This is a genomic window from Roseovarius gahaiensis (genome assembly GCF_011601345.1).
GTDB lineage: Bacteria > Pseudomonadota > Alphaproteobacteria > Rhodobacterales > Rhodobacteraceae > Roseovarius > Roseovarius gahaiensis.
On record NZ_JAAORB010000025.1, the window covers coordinates 24,775 to 42,595 of the forward strand.

At 59.6% G+C, this 17,821-nt stretch carries 23 protein-coding genes; 12 read left to right on the forward strand and 11 right to left on the reverse strand.

Annotated elements, in window-relative coordinates:
* Window positions 1-30: 30 nt before the first annotated feature.
* On the forward strand, window positions 31-1,152 hold the full coding sequence (locus HAT86_RS11740; RefSeq protein WP_167197787.1) for an aminodeoxychorismate synthase component I: 1,122 nt from the start codon (window positions 31-33) through the stop codon (window positions 1,150-1,152).
* A 10-nt stretch (window positions 1,153-1,162) separates the two neighbouring features.
* Here the strand turns inward: HAT86_RS11740 and HAT86_RS11745 are convergent, their stop codons facing one another.
* Complete coding sequence (locus HAT86_RS11745) at window positions 1,163-2,395, reverse strand: SAM-dependent methyltransferase (RefSeq protein ID WP_167197723.1); 1,233 nt, start codon at window positions 2,393-2,395, stop codon at window positions 1,163-1,165.
* Between the two features lie 247 nt (window positions 2,396-2,642).
* Here HAT86_RS11745 and aspS point away from each other — a divergent pair, with 247 nt between their 5' ends.
* Window positions 2,643-4,418, forward strand: a complete 1,776-nt coding sequence (gene aspS, locus HAT86_RS11750) for an aspartate--tRNA ligase (RefSeq protein ID WP_167197726.1) — start codon at window positions 2,643-2,645, stop codon at window positions 4,416-4,418.
* 48 nt (window positions 4,419-4,466) lie between these two features.
* On the opposite strand, the gene HAT86_RS11755 is transcribed toward aspS, so the two are convergent.
* Window positions 4,467-5,189, reverse strand: a complete 723-nt coding sequence (locus HAT86_RS11755) for a response regulator (protein ID WP_167197729.1) — start codon at window positions 5,187-5,189, stop codon at window positions 4,467-4,469.
* 148 nt (window positions 5,190-5,337) lie between these two features.
* On the opposite strand from HAT86_RS11755, the gene mce reads away from it, so the two are divergent.
* Entirely contained in the window at window positions 5,338-5,742 is a 405-nt protein-coding gene (mce, locus tag HAT86_RS11760) for a methylmalonyl-CoA epimerase (RefSeq protein ID WP_167197733.1), read from the forward strand.
* On the forward strand, window positions 5,742-6,053 hold the full coding sequence (locus HAT86_RS11765; protein WP_167197736.1) for a DUF1467 family protein: 312 nt from the start codon (window positions 5,742-5,744) through the stop codon (window positions 6,051-6,053). Before mce ends, HAT86_RS11765 begins: the two co-directional genes overlap by 1 nt.
* Window positions 6,054-6,082: 29 nt before the next feature.
* On the opposite strand, the gene HAT86_RS11770 is transcribed toward HAT86_RS11765, so the two are convergent.
* Complete coding sequence (locus HAT86_RS11770; protein WP_167197739.1) at window positions 6,083-6,793, reverse strand: EI24 domain-containing protein; 711 nt, start codon at window positions 6,791-6,793, stop codon at window positions 6,083-6,085.
* Window positions 6,778-7,356 carry a nitroreductase family protein gene (locus tag HAT86_RS11775; RefSeq protein WP_167197742.1) on the reverse strand — a complete coding sequence of 193 codons (579 nt, stop codon included), beginning with the start codon at window positions 7,354-7,356 and terminating at the stop codon, window positions 6,778-6,780. The genes HAT86_RS11770 and HAT86_RS11775 overlap by 16 nt, the downstream gene beginning before the upstream one ends.
* Before the next feature lie 113 nt (window positions 7,357-7,469).
* Here HAT86_RS11775 and HAT86_RS11780 point away from each other — a divergent pair, with 113 nt between their 5' ends.
* Window positions 7,470-7,733, forward strand: a complete 264-nt coding sequence (locus HAT86_RS11780; protein ID WP_167197790.1) for a DUF167 domain-containing protein — start codon at window positions 7,470-7,472, stop codon at window positions 7,731-7,733.
* A gap of 11 nt (window positions 7,734-7,744) precedes the next feature.
* Here the strand turns inward: HAT86_RS11780 and HAT86_RS11785 are convergent, their stop codons facing one another.
* Window positions 7,745-7,984 (reverse strand): hypothetical protein, encoded by a 240-nt coding sequence (locus HAT86_RS11785; protein ID WP_167197745.1) that lies wholly within the window; start codon window positions 7,982-7,984, stop codon window positions 7,745-7,747.
* A 118-nt stretch (window positions 7,985-8,102) separates the two neighbouring features.
* On the opposite strand from HAT86_RS11785, the gene HAT86_RS11790 reads away from it, so the two are divergent.
* The 5 genes from HAT86_RS11790 (at window position 8,103) to HAT86_RS16890 (ending at window position 10,087) form a co-directional block, all read left to right on the forward strand.
* A complete protein-coding gene (locus HAT86_RS11790; protein ID WP_167197748.1) occupies window positions 8,103-8,816 on the forward strand; it encodes a M48 family metallopeptidase in 714 nt (237 codons plus the stop codon).
* Window positions 8,817-8,819: 3 nt separating this feature from the next.
* On the forward strand, window positions 8,820-9,176 hold the full coding sequence (locus tag HAT86_RS11795) for a YigZ family protein (protein WP_167197751.1): 357 nt from the start codon (window positions 8,820-8,822) through the stop codon (window positions 9,174-9,176).
* An 86-nt stretch (window positions 9,177-9,262) separates the two neighbouring features.
* A complete protein-coding gene (locus tag HAT86_RS11800) occupies window positions 9,263-9,529 on the forward strand; it encodes a DUF6455 family protein (RefSeq protein WP_167197754.1) in 267 nt (88 codons plus the stop codon).
* 1 nt (window position 9,530) lies between these two features.
* The gene (locus HAT86_RS17120) at window positions 9,531-9,803 is read left to right on the forward strand and encodes a DUF6455 family protein (RefSeq protein WP_408015025.1); all 273 of its coding nucleotides are present in this window, start codon (window positions 9,531-9,533) and stop codon (window positions 9,801-9,803) included.
* Window positions 9,800-10,087 (forward strand): DUF6455 family protein, encoded by a 288-nt coding sequence (locus tag HAT86_RS16890; protein ID WP_231125896.1) that lies wholly within the window; start codon window positions 9,800-9,802, stop codon window positions 10,085-10,087. The genes HAT86_RS17120 and HAT86_RS16890 overlap by 4 nt, the downstream gene beginning before the upstream one ends.
* Here HAT86_RS16890 and HAT86_RS11805 read toward each other — a convergent pair.
* The 4 genes from HAT86_RS11805 to rimO form a co-directional block, all read right to left on the reverse strand.
* Window positions 10,075-10,464 (reverse strand): thiol-disulfide oxidoreductase DCC family protein, encoded by a 390-nt coding sequence (locus HAT86_RS11805; RefSeq protein ID WP_167197758.1) that lies wholly within the window; start codon window positions 10,462-10,464, stop codon window positions 10,075-10,077. The two genes, HAT86_RS16890 and HAT86_RS11805, sit on opposite strands and share 13 nt — an antisense overlap.
* 60 nt (window positions 10,465-10,524) lie before the next feature.
* Window positions 10,525-10,836: a divalent-cation tolerance protein CutA gene (gene cutA, locus HAT86_RS11810; protein ID WP_167197762.1), complete on the reverse strand. Its 312-nt coding sequence runs from the start codon at window positions 10,834-10,836 to the stop codon at window positions 10,525-10,527.
* A gap of 120 nt (window positions 10,837-10,956) precedes the next feature.
* Window positions 10,957-11,607, reverse strand: coding sequence for a PAQR family membrane homeostasis protein TrhA (trhA, locus tag HAT86_RS11815; protein WP_167197765.1), 651 nt, complete (start codon window positions 11,605-11,607; stop codon window positions 10,957-10,959).
* Between the two features lie 85 nt (window positions 11,608-11,692).
* The gene (gene rimO, locus HAT86_RS11820; protein ID WP_167197768.1) at window positions 11,693-13,066 is read right to left on the reverse strand and encodes a 30S ribosomal protein S12 methylthiotransferase RimO; all 1,374 of its coding nucleotides are present in this window, start codon (window positions 13,064-13,066) and stop codon (window positions 11,693-11,695) included.
* A gap of 103 nt (window positions 13,067-13,169) precedes the next feature.
* Between rimO and HAT86_RS11825 the strand changes: the two genes are divergently transcribed.
* Complete coding sequence (locus HAT86_RS11825) at window positions 13,170-15,167, forward strand: AsmA family protein (RefSeq protein WP_167197773.1); 1,998 nt, start codon at window positions 13,170-13,172, stop codon at window positions 15,165-15,167.
* A 63-nt stretch (window positions 15,168-15,230) separates the two neighbouring features.
* Here HAT86_RS11825 and HAT86_RS11830 read toward each other — a convergent pair whose 3' ends face one another.
* Window positions 15,231-15,836, reverse strand: a complete 606-nt coding sequence (locus tag HAT86_RS11830) for a GcrA family cell cycle regulator (protein ID WP_167197776.1) — start codon at window positions 15,834-15,836, stop codon at window positions 15,231-15,233.
* A gap of 132 nt (window positions 15,837-15,968) precedes the next feature.
* Between HAT86_RS11830 and HAT86_RS11835 the strand changes: the two genes are divergently transcribed.
* Entirely contained in the window at window positions 15,969-16,772 is an 804-nt protein-coding gene (locus HAT86_RS11835) for an ABC transporter permease (protein ID WP_167197779.1), read from the forward strand.
* 11 nt (window positions 16,773-16,783) lie between these two features.
* Here the strand turns inward: HAT86_RS11835 and HAT86_RS11840 are convergent, their stop codons facing one another.
* A complete protein-coding gene (locus tag HAT86_RS11840; protein ID WP_167197784.1) occupies window positions 16,784-17,737 on the reverse strand; it encodes a hypothetical protein in 954 nt (317 codons plus the stop codon).
* Window positions 17,738-17,821: the final 84 nt, after the last annotated feature.

Below are 17,821 nucleotides of genomic sequence, written 5' to 3' on the forward strand. Positions count from 1 at the left end.
ACCGGCCACCACCGCCATAGGATCGACATGTTGCAGATTCGCTTTGATCATGGACCAGACGGGAGCGCCGCCATCTTTGCGCAACCACGCGCGTTGATTGAGGCCCGCAAGATCGCCGATGTCCCCGAGGCCTTGCAGGCGCTTGATCGTGCCCGTGCCAAGGGCGCTTGGCTGGCCGGTTTCGCCAGTTACGAGCTGGGCTATGCGCTGGAGCCGCGCTTGCAAGACCGCATGCCCCAAGACCGTCGCTTGCCGCTGCTGCGCTTTGGTGTTTACGACGGCCCGCCGCAGGCCGCCCCGGCCATACCGCCCGGTGATGCCGCCCTCAGCGATATTCGCCCCGGTTGGGACGAGGCGCAGTATGCCACAGCCTTTCAGATCGTGCATGACTACATCGGCGCCGGCGATATTTATCAGGCAAACCTGACGTTTCCGTTGCGGATGCAGGTCACGGGCGGCGCACAGGCGCTGTATGCCGCGCTTGCCCGGCTTCAGCCTGTGCGCTTTGGCGCGATGATTGAAGCGCCGGATTTGCCAGTGATTCTGTCGCGCTCGCCCGAATTGTTCTTTCGCACCGATGCCGAGGGCCGGATCGAAACGCGGCCCATGAAAGGCACGCAGCCGCGCAGCGACGATCCCGTCGAAGATGCCCGCCGCCGCACGTTTTTGGCCGCAGATGAAAAAAACCGCGCCGAAAACCTGATGATCGTCGATTTGCTGCGCAACGATATCAGCCGGATTTGTACCCCCGGTAGCGTCCGTGTGCCTGAATTGTTCAAGGTCGAAAGCTACCAAACCGTGCATCAGATGACATCGCTTGTGGCGGGGCAGATGCAGCCCGATACGGGCTTGGGCACCATATTCGAGGCGCTGTTCCCCTGCGGGTCAATCACCGGCGCGCCAAAACTGCGCGCGATGGAGATTTTGGCCGATCTGGAACCTGCCGCGCGCGACATCTATTGTGGATCAATCGGCTGGGCTGCGCCGGACGGGCGGTCGGAATTCAATGTGGCGATCCGAACCTTGATGCTGGACGGCCCCGATGCCAGGCTGAATGTGGGCGGCGGCGTGGTCTATGACAGCACCGCGCCCTCAGAATACGAAGAGGCCCTGTGGAAAGCGCGGTTCGCCAGCCGTCTTGGCGGCACCTGAGGCGGCGCGCTTATTCCGCCGCGTGCTGCAGGTCTTGCCCGTCGGTGTCACGATACAGGTAATCGCGTGTCAGCGGCACCGCGTCCTGCTGCGGCGAAAGCTGGAACTGGAACACCACCTGTCGGTTCAGGCGAAACGACAATTCGCTGGCCACAAGGTAATACCGCCACATCCGGCAAAACCGATCGTCATAAAGCGCGCGCGCCTTGTCGATGTTGTCCATGAACCGGTCATACCAATGGCGCAGCGTTTCGGCGTAATGCAGCCGCCAAATTTCCACATCCGTGGTGAACAGCGGCTGCCTTTCGATGGCTTTCAGCGCCTCGGACATCGACGGCACATAGCCGCCGGGAAAGATATACTTGGTGATCCATGGGCTGGTGGCCCCCGGCGGCTCGGCCCGGCCGATGGTGTGGATCAGGGCGATCCCCTCGGGCGTTAGCCGGTTGAACACAGTGCGGAAATACGCGCCATAATGCGGCACGCCGACATGTTCGAACATGCCGACCGACACAATGCGGTCAAACTGTCCCTCAAGCTTGCGGTAGTCCAGCAATTCGAACCTTGCCCGGTCGGCCAGCCCCGCCTGTTCGGCGCGGGCCTTGGCCATCGCGTGCTGTTCGCGCGACAGGGTCACGCCTAGAACGTCGGCACCGTAATCGCGCGCCAGCGTTAGCCCCATGCCACCCCAGCCACAGCCGATATCCAGCACCCGCATTCCCGGTTCGATCCGCAGTTTGCCCGCGATGTGGTGTTTCTTGGCCTCTTGGGCCTGCTCCAGCGTCATGTCGGGATCGCGAAAATAGGCGCAGGAATATTGCCGGTCACTGTCCAGAAACAGATCATACAAAGCGCCCGACAGGTCATAATGATGCGCCACGTTGGCCTGTGCGCGGCTCAACGGGTTGAACTGCGCCAGATGCCGACCAAGGTGGCGCGCCATCACCAGCGGTTTGCGAAACCACGGCTGGCCGTTGGCCGCGACGTTGCGAATGGCCAGCCCCAGAAACCCGTGCAGGTCGTCATCTTCGATGGTCAGGCGGCCATCCATATACGCCTCGCCCACGGCCATTTCGGGCGACATGACGATGCGTCGGGGTAGGGTGGTGTCATGCAATGTGACAGTTGCCGCTTGCCCTTGGCCGTCGCCATAGCGCCGGGTTACCCCGTCGGGATAGACGATTTTCAAATCGCCAGTTTGGAACAAATGACACAAAAAACGGTCAAGCGTGGTCGTCCACATGTGCGTTCCTCCCATATTGGCGCTTAAAAGCGCGGTCATACGGAGATACGAAACCTGCCGGTTGTTATCCGGGTTGCCCCGGTTGTTGCCCGATCCCGGCATAATTGCGCAGTGTGACGCATCTGTAAATGATTTTGCGCGGTGCAACCGGCTTGCGCGGGCCTCGGCCCCTTGACTTTGGCCCGCTGCCAAGGTGTATCGGCCCGAACCACGACACACGGCCCATCCGGGGCCCAGAGAGGACGCCATGCACGCATATCGCAGCCACACCTGCGCCGAACTCGACAAATCCAACGTGGGCGACACCGTGCGCCTGTCGGGCTGGGTGCACCGCATCCGCGATCATGGCGGGGTTCTGTTCATTGATTTGCGCGATCATTACGGCATCACGCAGGTTCTGTGCGATCCCGACAGCCCGGTGTTTGCCGAGGTTGAAAAGGTCCGCTCGGAATGGTGCATTCGCATCGACGGCAGCGTCAAGGCGCGCGATGACAGCCTGATCAACCCCAAGATCCCCACCGGCGAGATCGAGGTTTTCATCCGCGATATCGAGGTTCTGGGCGCGTCTGAGGAACTGCCGCTGATGGTGTTCGGCGATCAGGAATACCCCGAAGAAACCCGCCTGCGCTATCGCTACCTTGACCTGCGCCGCGAAGAGATGCAGCGCAACATGGCGCTACGCTCGGATGTGATTTCTTCGATCCGGCGGCGCATGTGGGATAACGGGTTCCGCGAATACCAGACGCCGATCATCACCGCCTCAAGCCCCGAAGGCGCGCGCGACTTCCTCGTGCCCTCGCGCCTGCATCCCGGCAAGTTCTACGCGCTGCCGCAGGCACCGCAGCTGTTCAAGCAGCTGATCATGGTGTCGGGCTTTGACAAGTATTTTCAGATCGCGCCCTGCTTCCGCGATGAAGACCCCCGCGCCGACCGTTCGCCCACCGATTTCTATCAGCTTGATCTGGAAATGAGCTTTGTCGAACAACAAGACGTGTTCGACACCATCCAGCCCGTTCTGGAAGGCGTGTTTGAACAGTTCGGCGGCGGTCACAAGGTCGATAAGCACTGGCCGCATATTTCCTACCGCGATGCCGCGCTGTGGTATGGCACCGACAAGCCCGACCTGCGCAACCCGATCAAGATGCAGGACGTGTCCGAGCATTTCCGCGGCTCGGGCTTTGCCATCTTCGCCAAACTTCTAGAGCAGGACGGCACCGAAATCCGTGCCATTCCCGCCCCCACCGGCGGCAGCCGCAAGTTTTGTGACCGGATGAACGCCTTTGCCCAGAAAGAAGGCTTGCCCGGCATGGGCTATATCTTCTGGCGTGACGGGGAAAACGGGATCGAGGCCGCAGGCCCGCTGGCCAAAAACATCGGCCCTGAGCGGACCGAAGAGATCCGCTTGCAGCTTGGGCTTGGCAAAGGCGACGCCGCGTTTTTCCTTGGTGGCAAGCCAAGCGCGTTCGAAGCGGTGGCCGGCAAGGCCCGCAACGTGATCGGCGAGGAACTGAACCTGACCGAGAAAGACCGCTTTGCCTTTTGCTGGGTGGTCGATTTTCCGATGTATGAAAAAGACGATGAAACCGGCGCGGTCGATTTCTCGCACAATCCGTTTTCGATGCCGCAAGGCGGGCGCGAGGCGCTTGACGGCGACCCGCTGGATGTGCTGGGCTATCAGTATGATTTGGCCTGTAACGGCTACGAGTTGGTGTCAGGCGCGGTGCGGAACCACAAGCTGGACATTATGATCAAGGCCTTTGAACTGGCGGGCTATGACGAGGCCGAGGTGCACAAGCGCTTTGGCGGGCTGGTCAACGCGTTCCAGTATGGCGCGCCGCCCCACGGTGGCTGCGCGGCGGGCATTGACCGCATCGTGATGCTGCTGGCCGACAAGTCGAACATCCGCGAGGTGATCATGTTCCCGATGAACCAGCGCGCCGAAGACCTGATGATGAACGCCCCCTCTGAGGCGGCCAGCGATCAGTTGATGGAACTTGGCCTGCGGGTCATCGAACAGGACTGATCAGGCCATCAAGCCGGGCACAAGCCGCCACTGCACGCACCGCCGCCGTCAGATCACGGCGCGGTCGTGCAGGCGGTCCTTGATCAGCGCCTCCACCTTTGCGGCAGCGGCATGCGTGTCGCCGGGAGCGCCCCTGCGGCGGCTACGGGCCAGCGAATGTGCAGCGTCGACCAAAGGCCGGTCGTCCGCTGCGCGGGCAACCCCATCCAGAAACTGCGCGACATAATCCAGAACGTCCTCGCTTTCGGCCTCTTCCAGCAGGCTGGCGGCATGGCTGATGTCATCGCGATAGGCCAGACTGTCGGGCGCGATGATATCATCACTCAGGGCGCGCGGGCCGTTTGGCTGACGCTCAGACGGCAGATTGTTCAGGATGGCCTGCTGGAACTGCGCCAAACTGTTCAACGGTTTGATCAGGCATCCGTCGGCCCCGGCGGCGGCGGCTTTGTCGGCAGCTTGCGGATCACCGCTTAGCCCCAGCAGAACGCCGACACGCGGGCGGGCGGTGTTCAGGTCTTTGATCAGATCAAGGCCCGAGCCATCCGGCAGGCCGAAATCAACCACAACCGCCGAAGGGCGATACACCTTCAGGTGCCGCCGCGCTGAATGCAGACAATCGGCCCGTCGCAGGCGCGCACCACTGCGCAAGGACATCAGGCGCATCGCCTCAGAGGCAAAGCGGCTGTCCTCGACCACAAGGATCGTCAGCCCCAACAGGGGGCGTGTCCGGGTCGGGGCGGGGTAGGGCGAGAGTGTCTCAAGCTCATCCATGATCTGATCCTCGGGTTGCAATGCTCGGGCTCAGGCTAGTCCGGTTTTGGCTAACGATGGGTTAACGTGCGGTTGCGTCCCCCTGTCGCTTGCCTCTGGGCCGCTGCGCCCCCATAACAGGGAGAGACGTCACCTAACGGAGTGAACAATGATCGGACGCCTGAACCATGTCGCTATCGCCGTGCCGGATTTGCAGGCCGCGGCGGACCAATATCGCACCGCGCTTGGCGCCAATGTGGGCGAGCCGCAGGACGAACCCGATCACGGCGTGACGGTCATTTTTATCGAACTGCCCAACACCAAGATCGAACTGCTGTATCCCTTGGGCGACGATAGCCCGATCAACGGGTTCCTTGAAAAGAACCCGGCGGGCGGCATTCATCATATGTGTTTCGAAGTCGACGATATATTGGCGGCCCGCGATCATCTGATTGAGACCGGCGCGCGGGTGCTTGGCTCGGGCGAGCCCAAGATTGGCGCTCACGGCAAGCCGGTTCTGTTTCTGCACCCCAAAGATTTCCAAGGCACGCTGGTGGAATTGGAGCAAGTCTGATGAGTATCGCCTCGGCCATCGTCCTGTTCATGGTGATCTGGTTCATGACGTTCCTGATCGTGATCCCGTTCCGAATCGATACGCAGGGTGATCTGGGCGAGATCGTGCCCGGCACCCACGCCGGATCGCCGCAGAACCATCACCTCAAGAAAAAGGCATGGATCACCACTGGCATCACGCTCGTGCTTTGGGTGATCATCGGGGGCACGATCGTGTCTGGGGTGATCTCGGTGCGCGACATTGACCTGTTCGGCCGCATGGGCCCCGAGGGCAGCATGTGGCATAGCGAAAGCGGCAGCGCGGCGGAATAAATCTGGCCGGTGAACGGTTGCGCACCGTTTTAGCGCTCGGCTTTCGCTTGCAGCCTGTGGAACAGATGCGTGAACGTGGCCGCGCCGATGATTGGGACGATCAGGTTCAGGATCGGCACCGTCAAAGGCACTGCCATCAAAACCCCAGCCATCCATATCGTCGCGCCGTGGCGTTTGCGCATTTGCACAGCCCCCGCGCGGCCCAAACGCCGCATTGCCGCCACGGTAAAATATTCACGTCCCAGCAAGAAACCGTTGACCGCGTAGAACACAGGCAACCCGGCAATCGGCAAAACCAGCGTCAGCAAAAGGGCCGCGATATTTGCCGCGATCAACACGCCCATGGCCGAAATCCCGTCAATGATTTCGTCGCGCAGCGGCACCCCATCGACCTTGGGTAGGCTGGGGTAATGGCGGTCTTCGACCGCCTCGGCCACGTCATCCAAAAACATTGACACAAAGGCCGACGCGACCGGAACCATCAGGAAAACCGACATGACAAACATCAGCGCGACAAAGGCCCAGCTGATCACATTGTCGACCCATTGCACCTGTCCCAACAAGGGCAAGGTCACGCTGTCGCCGACAAGCCACCCGATCCCCCAGACCAGAACCGCAGTGATTGCTGCCAGCAAGAGCACTGTCAGCCCGATACCGCGCCACAGAACCTTGCGAAAGCGGCGGTCGCCGATCTGCCCGATGGCCTTTAGAAAATCGCCCAAGATCATTCCGACACCCATTGCGTGATTTGCGCCAGATCGGGGCGTGGTCGTTCGGGCGGGCTGGCGGTTTCGGTGCCGATATGGATAAAGCCCGCCACGCGTTCATGGGTGGCAAGGCCAAGCGCCGTTTCGGCAAACCCACGATCGTGTGCAGGCCAACCGCTCAGCCAATTGGCCCCCCAGCCAGAAGCCAGCGCCGCGTTGAGCAAAGCAAGACAGACAGCCCCGGCGGAATATGTCTGTTCAATCGGGGGGATTTTCTCGGACGGTGTTTGCACCTCGATCACCGCAACAGCCAATTGACCGTCATCAAACTGCTGCCGCCCCTTGGCGATGTCGGCCTCGTTGCGGCCAAGGGATTGGCCCCGTGCGCCAGCAACCTCGCCCAAGCGGCGCAAAGCGGCGCGTTCCAGAACGATAAACCGCCAAGGCTCCAGCTTGCCGTGATCGGGGCTGCGCGCCGCGGCGGTCAGGATCGGCATCAGCTCGTCACGGGTGGGCGTTGGCACGCTAAGCGTTTTGGCCGGGCGCGAGCGGCGGCTCAGCAAAAATTGCAGGGCGTCGGGGTTTGGCGTGGGCATGTCTGTCCTGTCGGTATTGCGGTATCTTGACTACATGTCGGGGCATGGACCGGCAGGGTCAAGCCCGCGCTCAGCATCTGGTGAAGATTGCGCCGTGGCGTTATGCTGGTGCCATGGCGGATTTATCACTTAGTCACCTGGCCGTGCCCGGTGCGCGTATTGCTGTGCGTGTCACACCCAAAGCCTCGCGCACCCGGATCACGCAGGGCGACGATGGCAGCGTGCGGGCCTATGTCACTGTGCCACCTGCTGATGGCAAGGCGAATATCGCGGTTCAGGGGCTTCTGGCCAAGGCACTGGGTGTGCCAAAATCCCGGCTGACCCTAACGAAAGGCCATAAGGCGCGTGATAAACTATTCACGATTTCAGAGGCTTAAGGAAAATTTTATCATTTTCCTTCGGGCCGGATGGAATAGACACCTTCGGGCAGGTTCAGGGCCGCACCCAAATCGCGCAGTTGCGCCATGGATAAGGTGATTTTTTGCGTCGTATCGGTGCGTGGGTCATATTGCTCGATCGTCACGCATTCTTCGAATGCGTTGATCACCACGTCCTCTTGCAAAGGCACGTCACCATCGTCGACAAGTGTCACGATGGTCGAGTCGAATTCATGTTCGATTGAAAACATGGGGATAGACTACCGTGTTGGCGGCGCTTTGCAAGCACCGGGCGGACCGGGGCAAAAGGCTGTCAGACGGTCGAAAACCTGTTAGGGTTCACACCATCACCCATCGCGGAGCCTCCTCATGCGCCTTATCGCCTTTCTGTGTCTGATTGGTTTGGCCGGTTGCGTCTCAACCGTGCCGCCGCAATCTCCGACACGTCCCAAGCCTCAGCCGACGGCCAGTGCCTCGGCCACGACGGCGCGCGCCAAAGTCGATCAGTTCGTGTCGGTTGTGCAATCCGTCGAACCTGTGGCCGAGGCCGTGTGCCGCCAACGCACCAAACCAGGTACAAACTGTGATTTTCGCATCGTCGTGGATGACCGCCCGGGCCAGCCGGTGAATGCCTATCAAACATTGGATCGCGCGGGGCGCCCGATCTTGGCCTTTACGCTGCCAATGATCGTCGAGGTGCGCAACCGCGATGAATTGGCGTTTGTTATGGGGCACGAGGCCGCCCACCACATCGCGGGCCACATCCCGCGCCAGCAACAAAACGCCATGGCGGGGGCCGTTTTGTTGGGGGGGCTGGCCACGCTGAGCGGGGCCAACGCGGATGCCGTGCGCTCGGCCGCCGATCTTGGGGCATCGGTGGGCGCGCGCAGCTATTCCAAGGAGTTTGAACTGGAAGCCGATGCGCTGGGTACGATCATAACGCGCAGTGCAGGCTATAATCCGGTCCGTGGCGCGGCATTCTTTACGCGCATTCCTGATCCCGGTGATCGTTTTCTTGGAACGCATCCACCGAATGCGCAGCGCATCGAAACCGTTCGCCGGGTCGATGCGCAGTTGCGATAAGACATGAACCAATTAAGCGCAGTCATTTCTGATCGTGGGTCGAAATACGCGGTCTCGGGGGCACCGGTGACCGACCGCGCAGCGGTGGACGCGTTTTTGAAAGATCTCAAACGCGACAAGAAATTCGCCAAGGCCACGCATAATACATGGGCGGTCAGCCTGTCGGATGGGACGCCCCTGAAAGGCGATGATGGGGAATCTGGCGCTGGAATGGTGATTTTGCGGATGCTGGACCGGGCGGAATTGCGCGATCATGTCATTGTTGTAACCCGTTGGTATGGCGGTAAACATTTGGGCGGTGATCGCTTTCGCCACGTGCAGGATTGCGTGCGCGCATATTTGGACAGGTTCATCGGTTGACTCATATCAAGGTCGTGATCCGGTAACCGTTTTACGCTCTGTCCATGCGCCAATCTCGTTTTGGCACCGCAAAAGGGAGCATTCCAATGTCCTCACGCACCACGTTAAGACGCCACGCAGAACTGGTTGACCGCATGGTCAATACAGTTGGTATTGATCTGGAAGAGAAAGCCATGGCAGGCCAGATTGATTTTGACGGTATCAGCGATGCTGTTCTGAATTGTGTTGGCTGCACAGCGCCAGAAGATTGCGAACACTGGTTGGCCCTGAATGCCGGCGGATCAGACAGCGCGCCGGGCATATGCCGCAACAGTGAATTGTTCGCCACATTGAAGGCCGGAAAGCGGGCCTGAAATGCAACGGCTTGGCGATCAATGCCACCACTACTGGCTGCTAAAGGATATGGCCCGCGTCACGGATGTTGATTTGGTCCGTGCGTTTCGCGACGGCCGTATAACATCGTGCGAGTGGGCCGAGATGATTGATCTCTGCCGCGCCTGCGAGTGGGTTGATGGGTGTCAGTCGTGGTTGCAGACTGCAAAGGCCCCACGCCCTATTCCGCCTCACTGTCGCAATAGCGCCCGGTTGGCGCATTTGAAAGGTGAACAGGAGTTGGCCCAAAGATGACCGCACAAATCAGACATTTGGGCGACCCAAACCTGCATTTCTGGCTGACCCGATCCATCGCGCGCGCGGTTGATGTGAACCTGTCCGAGGCCTTGGCCACTGGCCATTTGAGCGTGCAATCATATACAGATTTGGTGACGCGATGCCGCAAATGTCAGCATGTTGAGAAATGTCAGTCGTGGTTGGCAAAACATGGTGGATCTGCACAGGCGGTTCCGTCGCATTGTCCGAATGCAGATATCATCAACCGGCTTGCAGCCAATTTGAACGCTTACACCCGTTGATCGTCACGGGCTTTGCGGTGCAGCCGGCGGCGGTGCCGGTTGTAAAGCGCTGGTGCCAAAATGTAGTCGTAGATCACCGTTGCCGTTTGCCTCAGACCCGGCAGGGCAACCAGCCGTGCCACTAGCTGAAACCGTGGCAATTGCCGCCACAGGACAATGAAAGCGTCCACACCGACAAATAGCTGGCCGTTGTGCAAAACATGCAGCCGACGCGCGGCCGCGTCGGCGTCGACGCCATAGCGGTCAAGCTCGCCTTGGTGAAGGTCGTCGAACATGATTGGCAAGTCATTGGCTTGCGCCGTTTTGCTGTAATGCGCGATTTCAGTGCTGCACACAGGGCATTGGCCGTTATACAGCACGCGGGTTTGGTCGGTCATGGTGGCCTCCTGCGATTGAGGTAGCGCAGCGCCCCCGTCAGACCAGCCGTTGCGCTGCGATCAATCGCCGCCGGTTTCTTCCGATAGCCATGCTTTTGCGTCAGATGTGCAACTGGTCTCGTCCCAACTGATAACCGGCAGATCGTAAGGGTGATCGCGTTCAATAAGGCGCACGAGATCCATCCGCAAATCGGCCCTTGTTTTGAGAGTGAGTGAAACCTCGCGCTCTTCCTCGATATGGCCCTGCCAGTGAAACAGGCTGAGCACATTGGGTGTGATATTGGCGCAAGCCGCCAGTCTGGCCTTTAGCGCGTTGTTGGCCAAGGCGCGCGCATTATCAAGGTCGGGGCAGGTGGTGGTGACATGGATCATGGTGAGCCTCCTTCCGGTATGGGCAAGTCGGCGCTTGCCCACTCACCATAACGGCGCCGAAGGGTTCTGTTAAGAATATCCATGGCGGAGCATCCTGCCAGCCGGTTACTGTCAGCGCATTTAGCTGCCTTGGGCGATCGCCGTTCCGATCCCAATGAAGAAACACGCCGAGGCAACAACGATGAACACGTGCCAAATGGCATTGGAAAACCGCAAGCTTTCCCAACAGTAAAACACCACGCCGCCAGTATAAAGTAGCCCGCCAACGGCGATCAGTCCAAGGCTTAGCCCCGGAAGGATCGGCACAAGCGGAACAAACAGCGCCAGCCCGGCCCATCCAAGCGCGACATAGGGCAGCCAGCCGGTTGTCATTTCACCGCGCGCGGCCATCAGCTTGGCTGCCGCCCCGATCAGGGCAAAAATCCACACGATCATCAGCACCGCATAGCCAAACGCAGTGCCCAGTAGAACGCCAAGTGGCGTAAAAGTGCCCGCGATTTTGACATAAATCGCTGCATGATCCAGCCGGCGGAGAATGGGCCGTGCGGCAGTGTGCGCCGCGATGTGATAGGCGGCCGAAGCGGTCAGCATGACAATCAAGGCGGCAGAGTAAAGGATGGTCGCAGCCAAGGTCGGCCCGTCCATCTGAAACGCCCACAAGGCGAAAAGAACAGCGATACCAGCGATCGCAGCGCCGATGCCCGCGACATGCACGATTCCATCTGCGATGCGTTCCGCGCGAGAGTAGTCAGGGTAGGACAAATCAATCATGCCTCTTGGTGTGACAGAAAAACCTAAACACAAAGATAATACCAAAAGTCGAGTAGCCAAAACGCTTTTGGCAACCGGACGCCTCTCAAGGCACGATTCGGCCCCACAAGTCGTATTCTCCGGCTTCGTCCACCTCGACATTTACCAAATCCCCAAAGCTCAAACCGTTTGTGCCTTCGTCGATGAACAGGCAGCCGTCGATTTCGGGGGCGTCCCCCTTGGTGCGGCAGGTGGCGATCCCATCGGCATCTATATCGTCCACGATCACCTGTTGATGGCTGCCCACCTTGGCGGCCAGTTTCGCTGCGGAAATGGCTTGGGCTTTTTCCATGAACTGATCCCAACGGTCTTGCTTGACCGCTTCGGGCACATGATCGGGCAGGTCGTTTGACCGGGCACCATCGACGTTTTCATATTTGAAACAACCGACACGGTCCAATTGCGCCTCGTCCAGCCATTCTAGCAGCGTCTGGAACTCATCCTCGGTTTCGCCGGGATAGCCGACGATAAATGTCGAACGCAGGGTGATATCTGGGCAATCGCGCCGCCATGCGGCGATTTCGTCCAGCGTTTTTGCCGCCGCGGCGGGGCGCGCCATGCGTTTCAATGTGTCAGGGTGGGCATGTTGAAAGGGAATGTCCAGATAAGGCAGCACCAGCCCCTCGGCCATCAGCGGTATCAACTGCCGGACATGCGGGTAGGGATATACATAGTGCAGCCGCACCCATGCCCCAAGCGCCCCAAGATCGCGGGCCAAATCGGTGATATGCGCCCGATGCCCGCCGGTTTCGGCATGTTTGGTGTCAACGCCATAGGCCGATGTATCTTGCGAAATCACCAGCAATTCGCGCACGCCGTTCTCAACCAGTTTTTCGGCTTCGCGGATCACAGCATGGGCCGGGCGGCTGGCCAGTTTTCCGCGCATATCGGGGATGATGCAGAATTTGCATTTGTGATTGCAGCCCTCGGAAATTTTCAAATAGCTGTAGTGCCGCGGCGTCAGCTTGACGCCGCTGGACGGCAGCAGATCAACAAACGGATCGGGCGCAGGCGGCACGGCGGAATGCACCGCATCCAGCACCTGTTCGTATTGGTGTGGGCCGGTGACCGCCAAAACCTTGGGATGGGCCCCAGTGATATAGTCCGGCTCGGCGCCCAAGCATCCGGTCACGATCACGCGACCGTTCTCGGCAAGGGCCTCGCCGATGGCGTCAAGCGATTCCGCCTTGGCCGAATCAAGAAAGCCGCAGGTATTCACGATCACTGCATCGGCGCCGGAATAGTCCGGCGAGATGCCATAGCCCTCGGCGCGCAGCCGGGTCAGGATGCGTTCGCTGTCGACAAGTGCCTTGGGACAGCCAAGGCTGACCATGCCGATGGTCGGCTGGTCCTTGCGGGTGGATTGCGTCACGCGGGCGCGGGCCAGATCAGGCCGCAGATCGGGGGGATTGGTGCTCATCCTTGGGCATATAATCCAGCACAGCCCCTGCGGGAAGGGAAAAGCGGTTGTTGGGGAAACCGCGCCCGCCTACATTTGCGCCAACCGGTAAAGGAGAATGAGTATGCGTTGGATCGTGCGGTTGGTGGCTCTGGTGGTGGTGTTGGCGGTCGTCGCCATCGCATCCTTGTTTCTTTTGCCCGGCGACAGGATCGCGCGCATCGCGGCTGACCAGATCACGAACGCGACAGGCCGCCAAGTGACGATGACAGGCGACACGACAGTCAGTTTTTACCCCGTGCTTGGGGTCAGCACAGGGGCGGTCACGGTGGCCAATGCCGATTGGTCCGAGAGCGGGCCGATGCTGACCGCCGAAAGCCTGAAGATCGGGGTCGAGCCTATGGCCCTGTTCGGCCGCGATATTCGAATCACTGGCCTAGAGGCTGTCAAACCGGAAATCCTGCTGGAACGCGCCGCAGACGGGCGTGTGAACTGGGAAATCGGCGTCGAAGGTGTGGCGGCATCCGGTCAGGCCCCTGAGGGGCAAGTCGCCCGCTCGGAACGTCTGTCGCTAACCTTGGATCGGGCTCTGATCAGTGATGCCGCCATCCGCTACGTTGACCATGAAACCGACGAGCGTTTCGATTTGCGCGATATGAGTCTTGATTTGCGGTGGCCGGATTATGACGGCGCTGCCACGTTCGAGGCGTCAGGCACCCTTGCCGGTCAGCCCGTGAACGTTGCAGGGCAATTGGAAAAGGTCGGCCATTTTATCGACGGCGGGGTATCGGATATTCAGGCGACGGTGTCGGCCTCTGGTGGCACGATCGCTTTCGATGGCCAAGCCGGTGCGCAGCCGCAACTGGGCGGGCGCCTGACCGCTGATCTGAACAATACCGCAGCGTTTTTGGCCGCGTTCGGCGTGTCGGGCGTTGATATTCCTGATGGCCTTGGCCGGGCCCTGTCCCTGTCGGGTGACCTGACGTTGACCCCAGATTTGCGCCTGTCGTTGCGCAATACCACGCTTGGGCTGGACCAAAACCGTCTGACCGGGGCGGCAGATATCCATCTGGGCGGGGACAAACCGCAGGTGAACGCGCAACTCAACGCTGACGCCTTGGACTTTTCGGCGCTGGCCGCATCCTCGGGCGGCGATACTGGCGGTGGCGGCACAGGGGGGGGCTCTGTGCCGGTTGAGGGGTGGTCGAAAGCACCGATTGACGCCAGTGCCTTGGCCTTGGCCGATGCCGAGGTCGCGCTGGTGGCCGACAGCGTGGATCTTGGCGATTTCAAACTGGGAAAAACCCGCAGCCTGATCACGTTGGATCGGTCGCGCGCGGTGTTCGAACTGCGCGAGTTGCGGGCCTATAGCGGGCTGATCACCGGGCAGTTTGTGATGAACAATCGCTCTGGTCTGTCGGTGGGCGGCCAGATGACGGCCGCCGACATTGATTTGGAAAGCTTTCTGGCGGACGCGGTAGATATTTCACGCTTTGCGACCACCGGCGATGCCGAGATCAGCTTTCTGGGTGTCGGGCAATCCTTGCACGCGATCATGAACAGCTTGAAAGGCGATGGGGCGCTCAAGACCGGGCGTGGCGTGATTTCCGGCATTGATCTGGATCGGTTGATGCGGTCAGGCGATTTTGGCGATGGCACCACCGTGTTCGACAGCCTGAGCGCCAGTTTCACGATGGAGCAGGGCAATCTGTTCAACTCGGATCTGTTGCTGAGCTTGCCCTTGGCGCGTGCGCGCGGTGAAGGGCGCATTGGTTTGGGCGCGCGCGACATAGATTACCTGTTCACACCCTCCTTGCTGGAAGGTGAAAACCGCAAGGGGCTGGCCATTCCTGTGCGGGTCCGTGGACCGTGGTCAAACCCAAAAATCACGCCCGATCTGGAAAAGGCGATCGACCTGAACCTGAAAGCGGAAAAAGAAAAGCTGGAACAGAAAGTGCGTGAAGAGCGCAAAAAACTTGAAGCGCAGGCCGAGGAAGAAGTGAACAAGACCATCGAGAAAGAGCTTGGCGTTACGGTCGACGAAGGTCAGTCCTTGGAAGATGCGCTCAGGAAAAAACTCGAAGACGAGGCCGCAAAAGGCCTGTTGAAGCTGTTTGAATAAAAAACCGGGCGTATCTGCATAGGATACGCCCGGTCGGACAATCATGATCGTTGATCTGATGATTTATCTTTTACGGTCGCGGCGTGAACTCATGGGTTGGAAGGCGACACCGACATGGGCCTCGCAATAGGGCTTGCCGGATTGCACGGACAGGCCACAAAACCAGAAATCATCGGTGGCGGGGTCGCCCACGGGCCATTTGCAGGTCCGTTCGGTCAACTCCATCAAGGATAGCCTTTTCGCCTTTTTCTCGACTTCGCTGACTTTGGCCAAAGCGGCCGGGTCAATTTCATTGGTCGAGGGTTGCGGCGGCAAAGGCTGGCCGGCGGGAATGATCTGTCTGACCCGTGAAACCGGTGCCGCAGGCGCGGCTTCTGGGGCCTCCTCAACCGTGGGTTTGGGCTCGGGCTTTGGCGCAGGTTTCGGCGCAGGTTTGGCTTTGGCCTCGGGCTTGGGGGCTGACGGCTTTGGCTTGGGCGCGCTCTCGGCCGGGGCCGTCGCTGCCGCTGCGCCGCCCGATCCGTTGCGGTTGGACAGGCCAAGGCGATGCACCTTGCCGATCACCGCGTTGCGGGTGACCCCCCCCAATTCCTTGGCGATCTGGCTGGCGGACTGACCCTCGCCCCAAAGTTTTTTCAGCAATTCGACGCGTTCGTCGCTCCAGGACATGGTGCTTTTCCTATCTCAAAAGGCGGCCGGTTGCCCGCGCCGCCCTGCAAAATCCATTATCAGCCCTATTCTAATCACTCACCGGTAAGTTACAAGGCATCGAATCAACCACGTTCCACGATTGGGGTAAGCATGTCGGACAGCTGGGAAATGGGCACACGTCGTTTTGGTCGGGTGAACTGGCTTGGCCTTTATACCTTGGCGTCGCGCGAGGTGCAGCGGTTTCTGGCGGTTTGGACACAAACCTTGCTGGCGCCGTTGGTGACCGGGGGGTTGTTCATGGTGATCTTTTCAATCGCCATCGGCCCGCGCCGCGGTGATGTGATGGGGGTGGATTTCACCACCTTCATCGCGCCGGGGATCATGATGATGACGGTGATTCAAAACGCGTTCGCCAACACGTCGTCGTCTATCGTGATCTCCAAGGTGCAGGGCAATATCGTTGATACGCTGATGCCGCCGATCAGCCCCGGCGAAATGGTGATTGGCTATATGGCGGGCGGTGTCGCGCGCGGCCTGTTCGTTGCGGTGGCAATTGCCGTCGGGTTTTTCGTTGTTCTGGGTCTGGTGCCGGCGCATCCGGTCTGGGCGCTGGTTTTCGTCCTGCTGGGCGCGTCTTTTTTATCCGGGCTTGGTATGGTCGCTGGCATATTCGCCAATAAATTCGATCAGATGGCGGCGATCACCAATTTCGTGGTGACGCCTTTGGCGTTTTTGTCGGGCACTTTCTATTCCGTTCAGGCGCTGCCGCCTGTTTTGAACGAGATCACCCATTTCAACCCGATTTTCTATATGATCGACGGCGTGCGTTTCGGGATGATCGGAGTGTCGGACAGCTCACCTTGGTTGGGGCTGGCTGTGGCAATTAGCGCAACAGTTGCGATTCTTCTGGTCGCTTGGGCTATGTTTCGGCGCGGCTATCGACTCAAGGCGTAAGGCCGGTGCGCTCAGGTCGCCAAAAGCAGCAGCGGCAATATCCCCAACGCCAGCAGCAGGCCCATTTCGCCACCGCCACCGCCGCCATCGTCCCCAAGGGCACCCAACAGGCTTGCGGTGTCGCTGTCTTCGTCGCTATCGTCACTATCGTCGGGGGGAATGCTGGGTAGCTCTTCTTCAGCAGCTTCGACCGCGCTTAAGACCGACTCGGTATAGGTCGGGCTGGACATCTCCATCACCAAAATCTCGTGCGGGGCCAGATCAGCAATCAGCACACCGTCTTCAATCAGATCGGCAGAGTTTTCCTGTGTGACAACCGGGGCCGACGCGGAGGCGGTTGGGTTGCTGCCCTCTTCGACCCCAAGTCGTGTGATGGACACATCGCCGGTGTCAGAGACAAGGTTGTTGAAATCAACGATTTGTTCCGAAGGTTCGTCGGATTTGGAGGCAAGGAATGTGACAAAACGGTCTTCGGCGTAGAAGGCATGAACATCTGCTGTTTCGCCTTCGATTTCGGTCTCACGGCCTTCGCTACCTTCCAGGGACAACGGTTGTGTGCCGGGCAGCGTGTCTTTCATCAAACGGAACATTTCACCGGCCAGATCAACGTTTTCATTGCCGTCGACCCCGGTTAGGCCGGTGCGGCTTTCCATTTGCACAGGCCAGACATGGGCTGCGTCAACACTACCCCAATCGAAGGCTTCCATGATGTTGAGCATCTCATGCGCCTGCTTGAGACCGTATTCTTCCTCTCGTGTCTCGTCGACCGTGCGTTTAAGGTTCCATTCGGTTGCGTAAACCTGCAGGTCGGGGACTTGCTGCAGCCATGTGTCCTTGATCTGAGAAAGCTCGAAATAGCGGCTGTTAGGGGCATCTTCGCCTTTGGAGTAGACATGCACAGCGACCCCATCGACGGCCTCTTGTTCGGTCTCGTCGAACTCGTTCAGCAAAATCTCGTTGTTCACTTTCCACCTAGAGCGTGTCGCCCCTGATCAGATTCAGGATTCCCATGATGCTTGCTTTGTGATTCCATGCTTTTGAGGCATATA